The sequence below is a fragment of the Lysinibacillus halotolerans genome, assembly GCF_003711845.1.
GTDB classification, from domain to species: domain Bacteria; phylum Bacillota; class Bacilli; order Bacillales_A; family Planococcaceae; genus Ureibacillus; species Ureibacillus halotolerans.
Genome location: NZ_RHLQ01000069.1, coordinates 1 through 13289, shown reverse-complemented (window position 1 = coordinate 13289; position 13289 = coordinate 1). Strand labels below are relative to the sequence as shown.

General features: G+C 32.9%; 18 protein-coding genes. 6 read left to right on the top strand and 12 right to left on the bottom strand.

Features of this window, described 5'->3' with window-relative positions; translation table 11 throughout:
- Positions 1 to 131 precede the first annotated feature (131 nt).
- The gene (locus tag EC501_RS17200) at positions 132 to 770 is read right to left on the bottom strand and encodes an NAD(P)-dependent oxidoreductase (protein ID WP_122973577.1); all 639 of its coding nucleotides are present in this window, start codon (positions 768 to 770) and stop codon (positions 132 to 134) included.
- A 169-nt stretch (positions 771 to 939) separates the two neighbouring features.
- Between EC501_RS17200 and EC501_RS17195 the strand changes: the two genes are divergently transcribed.
- On the top strand, positions 940 to 1377 hold the full coding sequence (locus EC501_RS17195; RefSeq protein ID WP_122973578.1) for an Rrf2 family transcriptional regulator: 438 nt from the start codon (positions 940 to 942) through the stop codon (positions 1375 to 1377).
- Between the two features lie 34 nt (positions 1378 to 1411).
- On the opposite strand, the gene EC501_RS17190 is transcribed toward EC501_RS17195, so the two are convergent.
- Entirely contained in the window at positions 1412 to 1951 is a 540-nt protein-coding gene (locus tag EC501_RS17190) for a hypothetical protein (RefSeq protein WP_122973576.1), read from the bottom strand.
- A gap of 170 nt (positions 1952 to 2121) precedes the next feature.
- Between EC501_RS17190 and EC501_RS17185 the strand changes: the two genes are divergently transcribed.
- Together EC501_RS17185 and EC501_RS17180 are read left to right on the top strand one after the other, a co-directional pair.
- Positions 2122 to 2589 carry a DUF3291 domain-containing protein gene (locus tag EC501_RS17185; RefSeq protein ID WP_122973575.1) on the top strand — a complete coding sequence of 156 codons (468 nt, stop codon included), beginning with the start codon at positions 2122 to 2124 and terminating at the stop codon, positions 2587 to 2589.
- Between the two features lie 25 nt (positions 2590 to 2614).
- Positions 2615 to 3088, top strand: a complete 474-nt coding sequence (locus EC501_RS17180) for a DUF4279 domain-containing protein (RefSeq protein WP_122973574.1) — start codon at positions 2615 to 2617, stop codon at positions 3086 to 3088.
- Between the two features lie 68 nt (positions 3089 to 3156).
- Here the strand turns inward: EC501_RS17180 and EC501_RS18455 are convergent, their stop codons facing one another.
- The 3 genes from EC501_RS18455 to EC501_RS17165 form a co-directional block, all read right to left on the bottom strand.
- Positions 3157 to 3306 (bottom strand): hypothetical protein, encoded by a 150-nt coding sequence (locus EC501_RS18455; RefSeq protein ID WP_158599742.1) that lies wholly within the window; start codon positions 3304 to 3306, stop codon positions 3157 to 3159.
- Positions 3307 to 3496: 190 nt separating this feature from the next.
- A complete protein-coding gene (locus EC501_RS17175) occupies positions 3497 to 3988 on the bottom strand; it encodes a hypothetical protein (protein ID WP_122973573.1) in 492 nt (163 codons plus the stop codon).
- 774 nt (positions 3989 to 4762) lie between these two features.
- The gene (locus EC501_RS17165) at positions 4763 to 5722 is read right to left on the bottom strand and encodes a helix-turn-helix transcriptional regulator (protein WP_122973571.1); all 960 of its coding nucleotides are present in this window, start codon (positions 5720 to 5722) and stop codon (positions 4763 to 4765) included.
- Between the two features lie 110 nt (positions 5723 to 5832).
- Here EC501_RS17165 and EC501_RS17160 point away from each other — a divergent pair, with 110 nt between their 5' ends.
- Positions 5833 to 6390 carry a dihydrofolate reductase family protein gene (locus tag EC501_RS17160; protein WP_122973570.1) on the top strand — a complete coding sequence of 186 codons (558 nt, stop codon included), beginning with the start codon at positions 5833 to 5835 and terminating at the stop codon, positions 6388 to 6390.
- A gap of 44 nt (positions 6391 to 6434) precedes the next feature.
- Here the strand turns inward: EC501_RS17160 and EC501_RS17155 are convergent, their stop codons facing one another.
- From EC501_RS17155 to EC501_RS17140, 4 genes are all read right to left on the bottom strand, one after another.
- Positions 6435 to 6809: a DUF3888 domain-containing protein gene (locus tag EC501_RS17155; RefSeq protein WP_158599741.1), complete on the bottom strand. Its 375-nt coding sequence runs from the start codon at positions 6807 to 6809 to the stop codon at positions 6435 to 6437.
- A gap of 657 nt (positions 6810 to 7466) precedes the next feature.
- Positions 7467 to 7982 (bottom strand): isochorismatase family protein, encoded by a 516-nt coding sequence (locus EC501_RS17150; RefSeq protein ID WP_241559392.1) that lies wholly within the window; start codon positions 7980 to 7982, stop codon positions 7467 to 7469.
- Positions 7983 to 8091: 109 nt separating this feature from the next.
- Entirely contained in the window at positions 8092 to 8709 is a 618-nt protein-coding gene (locus EC501_RS17145; protein ID WP_122973567.1) for a hypothetical protein, read from the bottom strand.
- A 427-nt stretch (positions 8710 to 9136) separates the two neighbouring features.
- Positions 9137 to 9568, bottom strand: coding sequence for a DUF4279 domain-containing protein (locus EC501_RS17140; protein ID WP_122973566.1), 432 nt, complete (start codon positions 9566 to 9568; stop codon positions 9137 to 9139).
- A 476-nt stretch (positions 9569 to 10044) separates the two neighbouring features.
- Here EC501_RS17140 and EC501_RS17135 point away from each other — a divergent pair, with 476 nt between their 5' ends.
- Positions 10045 to 10185, top strand: a complete 141-nt coding sequence (locus EC501_RS17135; protein WP_122973565.1) for a YrzI family small protein — start codon at positions 10045 to 10047, stop codon at positions 10183 to 10185.
- A gap of 314 nt (positions 10186 to 10499) precedes the next feature.
- Here EC501_RS17135 and EC501_RS17130 read toward each other — a convergent pair whose 3' ends face one another.
- The 3 genes from EC501_RS17130 to EC501_RS17120 form a co-directional block, all read right to left on the bottom strand.
- Positions 10500 to 11120, bottom strand: coding sequence for a cysteine peptidase family C39 domain-containing protein (locus tag EC501_RS17130; RefSeq protein WP_122973564.1), 621 nt, complete (start codon positions 11118 to 11120; stop codon positions 10500 to 10502).
- Positions 11121 to 11469: 349 nt separating this feature from the next.
- Positions 11470 to 12384 carry a DNA/RNA non-specific endonuclease gene (locus tag EC501_RS17125; RefSeq protein WP_122973563.1) on the bottom strand — a complete coding sequence of 305 codons (915 nt, stop codon included), beginning with the start codon at positions 12382 to 12384 and terminating at the stop codon, positions 11470 to 11472.
- Between the two features lie 293 nt (positions 12385 to 12677).
- The gene (locus EC501_RS17120) at positions 12678 to 13064 is read right to left on the bottom strand and encodes a YhfM domain-containing protein (RefSeq protein WP_122973562.1); all 387 of its coding nucleotides are present in this window, start codon (positions 13062 to 13064) and stop codon (positions 12678 to 12680) included.
- A 35-nt stretch (positions 13065 to 13099) separates the two neighbouring features.
- Here EC501_RS17120 and EC501_RS18565 point away from each other — a divergent pair.
- Positions 13100 to 13289, top strand: a 190-nt coding sequence (locus EC501_RS18565; RefSeq protein ID WP_206613382.1) for a hypothetical protein, incomplete at its 3' end; no start/stop codon positions are given.

Genomic DNA, 13289 nt, shown 5'->3' with positions numbered 1-13289 from the left:
CATGGCCATTAACTAAAGAAAAAAAGAATTTACATACAAAAATAGAGAAAGGTGAATTTGAGTTTCCTCAAATTCACCTTTCCCACTATTTGAAGCTAGTTATGTCCCAGCCTCTTTATTTTTCCTTATTCTTATTCTGCTTCCCCTACAACAGTAAAACGTTCATTGATATGTTGTGGATTTTCAATTTCATCTACTACAGCAATCGCATAATCCGCATAGCTAATATAACTTTCACCCTTTGAATTTACTAAAAGTTGGTCTTTTCCACTTTGATAAGATCCTGTTCTTTTTCCTTCTGGATCAAAGACCGCTGATGGACTAATAAATGTCCAAGTAATTTGAGATGTTTCTTGTAACTCTTGTAAGTTACGACCTTGCCCTTTTGCAGTTGGGATAAAGATATCTGGAAAATCAGGTGTTTCCATTACCTTCATTGTTTTGTCTTCATCTACATAAAGACTACCCGCTCCCCCAACAATGATTGCTCTAGTGTCTGTTCCTTTTAATGCTTTGATTAAAGAATGTCCTGCATCAACATGAGCTTGTTCTTCACCTAAAGGAGCTCCAAAAGCATTCACCACGACATCAAACGGTTTCACATCATCAGAAGTAAGGTCAAATATTGATTTTTCAATCACTCCAACACCATTACCCTGAATTTTTCCCGCATCTCTTACAATCGCTGTCACTTCATGTCCACGACTAGTTGCTTCTTTCAAAATAAAATTTCCTGCTTTACCACTTGCTCCAATAATAGCAATTTTCATTTTTTCTTCCTCCTGTTATTTGAGTTGTAACTAATTCGATTACATGTAACTATAATAATTACAACAGCGCAATCTGTCAACATTTTAATATTCCCTCGAGAAATATACTTGTAATAAAGTTAATTACAGGTGTACTATAATGATACGTTTGTTAAAGGAAGGTGATAATATGTCGATTAGTAGTCGATTTTCTGTAGGCGTTCATATATTAGCTCTTATTGAAATAAATAAGGATGGCGTTAGTACTTCTGAATTTTTAGCAGGAAGCGTTAATACAAATCCAGCTGTCATCAGAAAGATCATGGGGATGCTAAAAAAAGCAGGATTAGTACAAGTACGTCCAGGTATTGCAGGAGCTGAGTTAGGAAAGGATTTATCAGAAATTACTTTGTTAGATGTGTATAGAGCGGTAGAGGTTGTACAGGAGAAGGAGTTATTTAGTGTCCACGATAATCCGAATCCCGATTGTCCAGTTGGTAGAAATATCCAAAATACCATTGCTCCACTATTTGAAATAGCACAAACTGCAATGGAAAAAGCCCTTGAGAGTGTAACAATTGAAGATGTCGTGAAGGATATTATGGCTAAAGAAAAAATAAATCAGTAAAAAACGGCATTCTTTCGGTGAATGCCGTTTATTTTCATCTATTTACTGTGGGAGAACCCCATACACTTTGGAAGTATGCCGACAGTACTCCTTCTCCTTGAAACCTATCGTCAAGAACAGCGTGAACCTGTTGAATTGCCTCTCTTAATTTGTCGTCCTCATTTGGAAAGGCTCCAAAGTAAGTATATCGATAAATCGGTTCATCTGGACAAAGTTCATATGCCCTCTTTAACATCCCCTTACCTTTTTGTTCACAATCATCATCACCAAAATAATCCGGGAAGAGAGACATCATATAACCAAAAGACCATAGAAAATCTTCATTCATAGAAAAATGAGTTAAACCATAACTCGTTACTTCCCGTAATACAGTCTCTACTCCATCAAAGTCTACTCCTTTAATGTCCAAAGGTCCCTCTTCGACAAGGACATACCAAGAAAGGAACCCTAACCGAATAACGGTTTTTAAATCATTCGGATTTTCATTCCAATGTTTGAGCAATAGTGCAAATGCTTCATTCCACTTCTCTTGACTTTCAAGGGTGTCTACTTCCGTCCATGGCCAATCAATCATAGCGATTTCACCGCCTTACATACAAATTAGGATATAACGTTATTTTAATTTTACTACAACGCTACCATTAATAAGTATAAAAAGTAGATATGGTAATCGTTATTTTATAACAGGAATTAGTTCACTTTTTCTTGAATACTTATAAGTAAAACGAATAAATGAGGGATTAGATGAGTTTTGTGGCGATATATACGATTGGTAGATTAAAACATTCACCCAAACACCCTACTACTAGTGAGTTTTTTGAAGCAGGTTATAAAGTAATGCGTCAAGCAGATGTTTCAGGAAATCTAGTAAAGGAGTTTTCCCCTTTAGGAGTACCCTTCCCTGAAGATTTAATTAAAGGAGACGGCACACCTATCCTCACATTAACCGTGTGGAAAAGTCTTGAATCTTTATATCGTTTCACTTACTCAGGTCAACATCAGAGAGCGTTACGAAATCGACACAAGTGGTTTGATCCTCACCAAGAAAAACTTCCATCGTACGTCGTATGGTGGACAGAGGAAGTAACGGATGTTTCCTGGGAGGAGGCGTACAAAAGATACACTTATTACCTTCAGCATGGATCTACTCCCTATGCGTTTGACTATAAACGAGCCTTTAATCAAGCAGGAGAAAAGTTTTTGTTTAAATAAGAAAATATTTTAATAGGAGTTTTTTATGGACAAAGATTTCGTAACAATCACCTTTAATCGAGACACCGCTTTTATCAGATTCAGTATTGTAGCAGACGAATGGCCAATTGATAAGTTTACAGAAGAAATCGGAATAAAACCGACAGAAGTATATAAAAAAGGCGATCCTTACATAAGAGGAAAACGAAAGAGTACAAGAGTTGAAACTGTTTGGAGTATCGAAACGGGCATCGTTTATAGACGTTACGATGATGACGAAGATAAAAATATATTTGAATCCTTAATAGCTCCATTTAAATCAAAAATAGCTTTAATCAATAAATATAGAAAAAAATATGAGTTAACGTGTATTTTCTTTGTTCACTATGTTTTTTATGATGCATCAACACCTGGAACGCGATTAGATCCAAGTGTTATTTCCTTTGCAAATAACATTGAAGCCATTATTGATGTTTACATTGATAATAAACTAACGTTAGAAGATGAAGGATGGTTTTGAATAATGTAATGGAAAACTGTAATACCATTCATTGTAATACCATTCATGCATTAAAAGTTTTCCCTTTATTAATAAAGCCATTTAAACAAAAAGACGAATAAATACATGAACACTCCAACAATGAGCATTCCAGCTAAAAGATAGCTTAAACTTGATAATAAAAACTTAAAGAAATCATAGATTGAACCAACTAAATCTTCAATAAATCTTAACAACATGATTTCCTCCAATCCCCTACCATCATAAATGAAAGTTTCTATAAATTTAGAAGAATTCCTTCTATCCTTTTAAAAAGGCGCTAAATCCTTAGGTTTAACGCCTTACCGTTATGTATAAAAACAGTCCACCAATAAGTAGTCATTCACCTTGCATGCCTATTCCTATATCTGTTGGATAACAATAGAAATTTTATGACTTATCACCTTTAATAATAAATAAACCATCAATGATTAATAAAATGACGGAAACACCTATTGAAATCGTAAGGTCGATATGTTCGTCCAATCTCATTAGTACTCCGATTATGTAAAAGGCAGCGACCCTAGTGATCGCTAAAGAGAAAGCAGTATAAAGGGTTTCACCCATGAAAAATTCAAATACCTTTTCAAAAATACTATCAAGCGTAAGCCAATAGACGAGAAATGAAATGCCTATGACGATTAATTGATTGGTCGCAATATTTAATGAAAATAACGTATCAATGACACTCGTCGATCCTATCAAAAGGAATAAAAAGAACGCTATCGCAATGGTAATAATAAATGCAAATAAAATGGAACTATAAATAACCATTGGTATACTATCTTTGCTTTCTTCCTTTTTGTTTTCTTTATTTAAAAATAAAAACAATATAATGAATGAAAGGATATATATAAATAATAGAAAAATAGTTATTTTCAAACTATCTCCCCCTTACTTTTAAATTTCTCTCTAAGTTGCAAATTATCCATTCTATTACAATTGTATAATTTCAACATATCTTTTTGCCATTTTTAGACACTAATTTTCTTTTTATTTTTATGAACGTGATGCAAATTAGCAAATTAAAAAGCTATCTGTAGAATAAAAAAAGCATTCACCCTTCTTGGAAAATGCCCCCAATTCACACTATATTTATCACAGTTTGTGACAACCGCTCTAAATGATTTGTTTTTAATGTCTCTCACGTTTGCTTACAGTGGTAATTAGACTGAATGAAAGATTTCCGATACTTCAATTTCTTTCACTAACACTTCCCGCCACTTTTATTGCTTCCCAAACCTTGCAATTTTTTTAGATAGAGAATACCACCAAATAAAATAACAAACCCAACGATTTTAAAAAACACAGTTTTGAACGTTTCGTTATCAATTGTTATGCTCATAAAAAAACTACCTGAAAATATTATTAAAATCCCAATTATTGAATGAAATATTTTCAATCCGAAACACCTCCAAAAAAAACTACCAACTGCCCCCCACTTACTATATCCCCCTGTTATTCATCAATTATTTCGTAAAACTCGCTAAATATAACTGTTTTTTAATTCAGTAATTCAACCTAAATTTTAATACATTATTCAAGTGAACTTTAGTATCTATATATAATCTGAACCTATAATGAAAAAGAGCACTTTCTCATTTTGGAAAAGCACCCTTAAAGCGATGCAAACTACTCTTTCAATTTAGTTTTTATTTATTCTTTGTAAAAATCAATAACCGATATCGCCAACGATACAACTTTATCGATAATATCTGTAGGTGAAACGACCTTTATTTTGTTTGCGAATCCTAATATAAACTCGACTGCTTCCTGCTGATCATTAAAACTTAAAGTTGCAGGTATCCATTTATTTTTATTTGGATTTTCTGATTTTATTACTTTAACAAACTTACCTGTAAATTGAATTCTTTTCATAATTTCTGGATGGATTTCTACTTGTACATCATACTTTGGTAACTTTTTTATAAACTCTACTTTCGATTGTTCCCAGTATGCCACCAAATTGAAATTAGGTGGTCTTTTAAAATTTTCATTTTCGATTTTTGCATGGTATATGCGTGATACCCGATAATTACGCAGCTCTCCATCCCTTAATGCTACAAGGTACCATTTATTCCCTTTCGCTACTAATCCTAATGGTTCAATTAATCTCTCTTTCTGCTCCCCATCAGCCTGTTCATAATAAATTTTCAGCTTTTTGTTATCCCAAACTGCTTGCTGAACAGTTTTAAGAGCATACGCTTTCTCTTTCGATTGTTTCCAAGTACCCGTATCTATATGAATTCTTTCCCATATTGCTTGTGCTTCTTCACGAAAAATTGCTGGGATAGATGCAAGTAACTTTTGCCTCGTATCTAATGTTTGATTATTTAAGCCTAAATCTTCGAGTAACTCTCCAGAGGGGATTAGAAATAAGGATTTCATGTCATCTATCGTTAACCCACTTAATTTACTACGAAAATTATCTAATAGAAGCCACCCTCCCCCTTTACCTCTTTCAGAAATAATGGGGAACCCTGCATTAGTTAATGCATCCATATCTCTGAGAATCGTTCGAACGGATACTTCTAATTCATTCGATAATTCTTTTGCAGTCATTTTACCTCTATTTTGTAAAAGGATCATGATATTCACTAACCTATCTGCTCTCATCTTCCCCATCCTTTGAGTAAGAAATTTTGTGAATTAATTTGATTAATATGACATAAGGTGTCATGTTTTTATTATATAGTCATACTAAAGGCAATGAAAGGAGTGTTTAAATGAACCAGAGACGGAATACAGTGTTGTACATTGCATCGAGCTTGGATGGTTATATTGCAACAAAAGAAGATTCGCTTGAGTGGTTATTCAAGGTGGAGGGTGAAGGAGATAACGGCTATACAGAGTTTTATGAAACAGTTGATACCATTTTAATGGGAAAACGAACTTACGATTGGATAATACAAGAGATGGAAGAGTTTCCTTACAAAAATAAGGAATGTTATGTATTTTCAAGATCTTCTTATGAGGATACCGAAAATGTGAAGTTCATTCATGAGGACATAAAAAGTTTTGTGAACAAACTAAAAAACAAAGATGGGAATAACATTTGGGTTGTTGGTGGAGGAGAACTGCTACATTCTTTTATTCAAGAGAATTTAGTCGATGAATTCATTATAACTTTAGCACCAACTATAATTGGTAACGGAATCCCATTATTTAAAGAAGGAAATTACCAATTAGATCTTTCTCTGAAAGGAATAAAGAGATTTAATCAATTTGTTGAATTATCTTATGTTAAAAAGAATCCTCTGCTAGATAAAACAATATTAAAATAACAGCTCCCTTAATTAGAGCTGTTTTTTTACATCAAATTTTAAAATCACTCCTTAAATTCAATTACCTTAACCCCATCTATATTTACATCAAATGTTAAGATAACAAATCCCTCTGGAGGGTTAAATGGGCCTGTATAAGTATCATATTTAACTTTTACGTTAAAATCATATTGAGAATATCCAGCTGTTTTTCGTGTTACCTCCAAAATTTCTGCATCCCAAAGTGCATAACTACGTTCAGGATATTTTTTTCTAATTGCTTCTTCTGCATAGGGATCTAATAATGCTAAAAAGGCATCATAAAAATCGGTATGATTTCCTGCAATTTCTGAAATACTCGTTTCTGAAAAAGCTTGATTTTGTTCGGTCAAGCCGAACGTTACTATGAGAGTTAAAATAACAATTAATTTATATTTCACTTTTGAGTTCCACCTAACTTTTATTGGTTAGTCTGTTTATATCCTCAAAAAAATATGTGCTTATTTAACTTATCTAATCAAAGTTTGGTGTGAACCTTCAAAACACTATATTTTTAAAGAAATTGCGCCTTCTTAAAGCTGTGCTGACGATACTGCAGAGAAAAATGTCGGTTGCATACGTACGCTTCGAATGAAGTAAACTATTTTATATAAGCACAAATGATTTTGTGCATTATTAGTTTGACTTTTTAATAGGAAGTAGGATAATTACAGAATATAAGGTAAAAATTATAAAGATAAGAAGGAGCGATACGATGTTCGATCAAGTTGCGTATTTTATTTTGGAAGCGATGGTAGTTCTAACGATTCTAGTTGTTGTGATTGGAATCCCTCTTGGAGATACACTGTTTAGAAAAAATTAAGACTGTATCTAAATAGATGGAGTTTTAAGATTTTATCTCCTGCTACGTTTCTATAAATTTTTAGAAACAGATTAAAGCGTTCCTACTAGTGCTTTAATATAAAATCTCATAATTGAGTACAAATAAAAATCCCTGCTTTCAATATAAAGTAGGGATTTTTGGCGTTTTAATAGATTTAAGGATTAGTGAAAAATAGTGAATCATATTGAAGAAAAGCATCCATAATTGAATAAGCTTATTTTAGAAATTTGTTCATAAGTTGTTCAGTTGTAACTACCGTAGCAAATTCATCATGCAATGTAGCTAGAGATATATTATGTATCGTTTCTGCATCATAATATCTATCATTTTGGTCCTTCAAACCAAAGGCTGCTGTCGCATCTGAAATTAGGTATGTATTGAAACTTAAATTACCACTCATTCTTGTAGTTGTTGATACACAATGAGGTGTAGTCAAACCTGTGATGACAACTGTTGATATTTCATTTTCTTTTAAATACTCTTCTAAATTAGTACCAATAAAGCTACTATTTACTTTCTTTCTGATAATTACTTCACCATCAATAGGTTGCACTATTTCTTTAATCGCAAAGCCCTCATTCAACGGGTGAAATACTGAATTAGGATTATCGGAAGTGTGTTGTATATGTATTACTAACCACCTCTTTTCCCTGTATAACTGTAGTATCTTGCTCATATTTTCTTCTGCATCTAAGTTATTTCGTTCTCCCCATTTTTTATCCTCCAGAATTTCATTTTCAAATGCTTACTTTACTAAACCTTCTTACCCTTTAATGAAAAAAGCACTTTCCTTATTCAAGGAAAGTACCTATTGTTTAAGAAAAAAATGTAAAAAGTGTTTAAGGTAATTCTGAATTACTAAGATCAAAACGTGCGATTTCTTCACCTTCAACTGAAACAATTAAAGTTGCATCCATCGCATGTTCCTTCAACTTCTCTAATTGCTCAGTTGGTGGCGAAAGTCTTATTTCAGGATTTTCTTCTAACGCGCCTAAAATAAAATCAAAGGTATATTCTCCTTCTTTATTTGGTTCAATAATTGGCACACCCGTTTTCCCTGTACCTAACTTTGCTATCTGTTCTCCTTCTTCATCAAAACTAAAAATATTTACACCCATTATTTCTTCAGATACTTCTTTTAACTTTTCATTTGGTTCAATATAAACTTTTATCCCGTCTTCATATTCATATGTCTGTTCATTTAACTTTTTGGTTCCCCCAAGAGTCTTTTCCCCAGTATTCTTTAAAACAAAATCATAGCTAAGTGTAATAGGTATTATTATTTCACCCTCCTTTTCTCCTGAAGTAATACCAATGCCGCCCAATCTTCCTTCATCATTTTTGAGGTCTACAGTTGAGCTGACTAAATCTACAGAAGATTTACTTGAACACCCTGATAGGAGTATTAAAACTGTAAAACTACTTATAACAAACTTTAACATCCCTTTACCTTTCATTATAATTACAACTCCGTTCTTTATTTTCTATACGACTAGAAAAAATCAAACTTCCAGGTAACACTTTCTTCAACATATTTATTTGAATCGATTAAAACATATCTTCACAACCACACCCAACACATATTCCCAATTTATTCATTGAATGCTTTTCAAGAAAATGGTCCTATTATCGAAAAAGGCACAATTCATCTTCAAGAATTGCCCCGATTGTTGAAGATCGTTTTTTCAACTAAATCACCTGTTAATGAAGTAAAGGAACAATAAAAAATGAAGGTTTACAGTACAGCCTTTATAATTGTCTCTACACAGATTTTATTCACGGACATTGATTTAACAACATTCGTACCTTTTGGGTATATTACCTAACTTTCATTTACGTTTTTAGATTTGAAATTAATATCCTATTCATAAAAAGTATCACTTGTTATTCTTCAGGTTCACTAAAAGGATATACATACATATCAATATCAATGAATGCCTTGATAGCAGAAGCAAAACTACTGAATTCAGGGGAGATGACTAAACCAGGTGTATAGCCATTTATCATTGTTATTACTATTCCAATTTGTACATTTAAATTCAATTCATCCTTTATTCGGTTAATTGTATTTGTTTTGGACTGGAAAACATTTAAAATGGGGAGTAAAACATCATCTGTATCAAGTGTTTCTACTGTTTCAGATTCGTATTTCCACGATGTAAAGAAACGCGTAACTTTATCGTTTATCCTATCACATATTCGCAAAATTGTTGTTGGCTGTACACCTAACATCTCTGTTACTACTTCTACTGGAAAATCGTCAATGTCATCTTTACCAGTAAAACGAATGTATGCATATAAACTTGTTTTTTCCATTCAACCCTCCAAATTAACATAAATTGTCCTTAAATCCTGCCTTCATAATAATTATGTTTTTTGCTTTAAGTCTTCTATATCTTCTATTTGCTCCTCCGAAAAAAATCAAGTAAGTAACAATGTAAAACAGCAAAGAGTTTTTCTAGTCATTAGAGTAATTATGAAAAAATTGTAAAAAATGTTTACAAACAACTTAAATATGGATATAATTTCAAAATAAATAAAAAATTCTTAAGGAGGTCGAATGAAATGATCGTTATCGTTAAATTGATGTCACTGGTAGTTACAACTTCAGCAAAAATGAAAATCACACATTCGGCCAGATCGGAATGGATCGCTTAAGTTTTTTGTAATTAAGTCTACCCATACCGCAGGGAGAAGTGTGCCCCTGCGGTATTTTTGTGCCTTTTTCACCGTAGGGAGAGTCTCTCTACGGTTTTTTCTTTTTTCAGGGTAATTTAAGGAGGTGATAATAAATGACATTAAACATTTTTTCTCTCACGATAACTATTACTAAACGTGAGATTTCTCTTGAGAAAGCACTTCATAATGAAAGTGCGAAAAAAATCTTTGAAGAGAACCGAAGAAAAATAGAAAGTTATATTCGTAAATATTAATTTTGTTAATTAAGAAACAGGAAGGTGGGAATTGAAATGATTTATATGAACAAAAAACGTCATGCAGTTTTATGGTTGGAGAAAGACACAACCTAGCCAACAGATGAAGTAATATAAATGACAATATAGCTATTTATTTTTAAAATCTCAGAAAAGCTAACCCGTTCTAACCTAGGACGGGTTGCTTCAGAATGTATTTTGCAATTTTTTAAGCGATTTTTTACGTACAACTTGATGTAGTTTAGGAAGTTTAGGAGAATGCGGAATTACAATGTTAGGGAAACTCTCCGTGTATACAGATAAAATTTACGTCATTAATATTTGCTCTGTGTGATGTCTACGGCTATGTAAGAATTGCTATAAAGAAGCATATGAAATCTCTTTACATTCCATAGTTTCTTAAATTCATTAATCGGAACTTTTCGATTATAGTTCTTGTGTTCATCATCACAATTCACCAGATTACTTAATGATTCTGAAAGGTAAAAATACTCCTTGTCATAACCTACAACAGGTACAAAATGCAAACTATTACGGTCTTTCTGTACTTTAATAAAAACAATTACGGGAACTCCTTTACTAACTTCATACTTTAATGTATTTATATTTCCTTTATAATAGTTTGTTTTAAAGCCCTTTTTTCTTAACACCGTACGAATTCCCTTTGGATATACTGTACCCGCCCTAGTTTTACTAGGAAAATACGTATATAACGCTTCACCGCTAGCCTCCATACCAAAATACCTCAGCAGATAAGCTGTTGAAAATGCTGCACATTCGGTATTTTTTTGAAAATCTATTCGATTGTTTTGTTGGATAAGATAATTAGCAGGATAATCTCTTTTTCGTAAAACAGGCATGGGTAATGTCATTAAATAGGCATTAATGATAGTTGATATAATAATCCATAAAATAATTGATTTAACTATAAACATACTACTTCCCCCGTTGCTTTGCATCCATATCGAAACAATTTTTTTAGTTCTTCTTTCACTAATCTGCACCGTTAATTTAAAAATATTTCTTTACAACCTTTGTTCAACTTTAACATAATTATCCAATTTCATATTGGTTTTTATTTCAAATAAATGGCCCTTAAAATAAAGGCGCAATCCTTATTTAAGAATTGCGCCTGAGAGAGAAGAACATTATTGAACTAATATTTTCACCGTACAAATTATATAGATGACATGACTATATTCTTTACAGTCACCCGTTTGCAAATTGTGATAAATCGTCTAACGAGGAAATGTTCTTTCGTTTATCTTCACTTAAATTAGGTGCTTACTCACCTACCATACCGTCCTTATCATTATCCTGCATATATGGGTATAGCCAATGATCACTCGTTATTGGCATACTAAAACCTGCTGCTTTTGCTTCTTTAATCGTCACCTGTCCATTACCGTTTGTATCAATACTCGATATATCACCGTTTTTGTTTGAACTAGTTGAATCAGAAGGCTTGCTACCTGTTAGACCGAGTGACGCGTTTACTTCGTCAGGGTTTACATTGTCAAATGTATCAACGATCTCGTTACCCATTAAGGTATAAGTGAACTGATAATTTGAAGGAATTTGTGTTTCCGTATTCGGGTATGTGATAATTGCTTCAAAATTCGTAGCTCCGCCTGCGCTCCGGATTGCGTCTTCCAAATAAGCTTGATCACCATGTCGGTTGAGCGTACTATCTTGTGGAGTAATATTATATGCATTCGATACCCCTCCGAGAGAATCCGCAATGATATGTCCTTCATCTAAAACGTCACTTTCTACGCCAGGAACCTTTGCTTCATCAGCGTAATATCTACCAGATGATAATACAGGTTCGTTACGGTCATCTTGTAAAATAATTTCGTCAGCAATAACACGTACTAATTGCCCATATTCATTCGTAAATGCCCAATATTCACGGTCCCCATAACCAATGTCAACGACGACATTAGGTTCACGATATCCAGACAAATCACCACCATCAACTTCAATCAGTTTGTATCCTGAAAATTGGGCTGGTGTTTCCTCTACTACTGGCTCATCATCAACAGTAGTGACAACTTCTTCTTTTTCGCTATTATTATTTGTTTCAACTGCTTGTGAATCTGTTTCTACATCTGTAACGGATTTATCATCTACGTTGGTACAACCAACCATATAAATGGTCGTTAAGAGTAAGATTAAATAGTTCATTTTCTTTTTCATTTTAGGACTCTCCTATAATAGTTTCATACTGTTCATTCTAAAAGTCTTGGAATTTTACATAGATTAACATTGTTATCCTATTTAATAATAGTATATTCCAATATTAACTTTATTACAGTAGATTATTTAATGTGTGCACTATTAAATTTTAATTAAGCTCGTTCTGTTTCAAATTGATACTAAGAACGGTATTTCATTAAATAGCCCTTTAAAGAAAAAAAGACGCGATTCTTTTTAAAGAATTGCGCCAGATAGTGGAGAATTGTTATTCAACTAAAGCGATCGCTAATTCGTTAACCGCTATTCACAAACTTGTAAACTTCTTTAATAGAATTACTAGATAGTATGTAAATAGTGTGCGTGTCTTTTCTATTCATTATCGTTCCAGATTCTTCTGTAATCCAAAGAAAATAAGATTCTTTGCCACTGTTAAATTGATACTGTGGTTCTGTTGCCATATTGACAATACCAGACTCTTTTGTTGAATTGCTTACTGCCTTTTCAAATATAGCTATTTCTTCCGATTCTTTTAATTCTAAATGAATCGTTTTAGTGTTAACGTACGCTTCCTCTTCTACATTCTTTTCAGTTACGGATTCACTTGTTTTAGTTTCTGGCTCTTGAGAACAGCCGAATAATGCAAAACTAATAATCGCAAAGAATATAAATAGCTTTTTCAAAATACCCCCTCCTTTAATAATTTGGACATTAATTTTTGAATAAAGTTTCAAGTCTTCCACGCTTTTCAATAAAAGGTGTTATTCCGCAATTGTCCCTTTTCATGAATAAATATCCGCCTGTAAAACAGGCGGTTTTAGTAACGCCCTATAAGGGCTCCTTACTAACTGCCCCTAAAGGGGCTTTTTTAATTGACCGTCAACCGTATTTGTTCTTTAATCTCGTTT

What these genes read in the sequence shown, in the direction of transcription:
- EC501_RS17200 (WP_122973577.1), bottom strand. Translation starts at nt 770, where the DNA reads ATGAAAATTGCTATTATTGGAGCAAGTGGTAAAGCAGGAAATTTTATT.
- EC501_RS17195 (WP_122973578.1), top strand. Translation starts at nt 940, where the DNA reads ATGTCGATTAGTAGTCGATTTTCTGTAGGCGTTCATATATTAGCTCTT.
- EC501_RS17190 (WP_122973576.1), bottom strand. Translation starts at nt 1,951, where the DNA reads ATGATTGATTGGCCATGGACGGAAGTAGACACCCTTGAAAGTCAAGAG.
- EC501_RS17185 (WP_122973575.1), top strand. Translation starts at nt 2,122, where the DNA reads ATGAGTTTTGTGGCGATATATACGATTGGTAGATTAAAACATTCACCC.
- EC501_RS17180 (WP_122973574.1), top strand. Translation starts at nt 2,615, where the DNA reads ATGGACAAAGATTTCGTAACAATCACCTTTAATCGAGACACCGCTTTT.
- EC501_RS18455 (WP_158599742.1), bottom strand. Translation starts at nt 3,306, where the DNA reads ATGTTGTTAAGATTTATTGAAGATTTAGTTGGTTCAATCTATGATTTC.
- EC501_RS17165 (WP_122973571.1), bottom strand. Translation starts at nt 5,722, where the DNA reads ATGAGAGCAGATAGGTTAGTGAATATCATGATCCTTTTACAAAATAGA.
- EC501_RS17160 (WP_122973570.1), top strand. Translation starts at nt 5,833, where the DNA reads ATGAACCAGAGACGGAATACAGTGTTGTACATTGCATCGAGCTTGGAT.
- EC501_RS17145 (WP_122973567.1), bottom strand. Translation starts at nt 8,709, where the DNA reads ATGAAAGGTAAAGGGATGTTAAAGTTTGTTATAAGTAGTTTTACAGTT.
- EC501_RS17140 (WP_122973566.1), bottom strand. Translation starts at nt 9,568, where the DNA reads ATGGAAAAAACAAGTTTATATGCATACATTCGTTTTACTGGTAAAGAT.
- EC501_RS17135 (WP_122973565.1), top strand. Translation starts at nt 10,045, where the DNA reads ATGACATTAAACATTTTTTCTCTCACGATAACTATTACTAAACGTGAG.
- EC501_RS17130 (WP_122973564.1), bottom strand. Translation starts at nt 11,120, where the DNA reads ATGTTTATAGTTAAATCAATTATTTTATGGATTATTATATCAACTATC.
- EC501_RS17125 (WP_122973563.1), bottom strand. Translation starts at nt 12,384, where the DNA reads ATGAAAAAGAAAATGAACTATTTAATCTTACTCTTAACGACCATTTAT.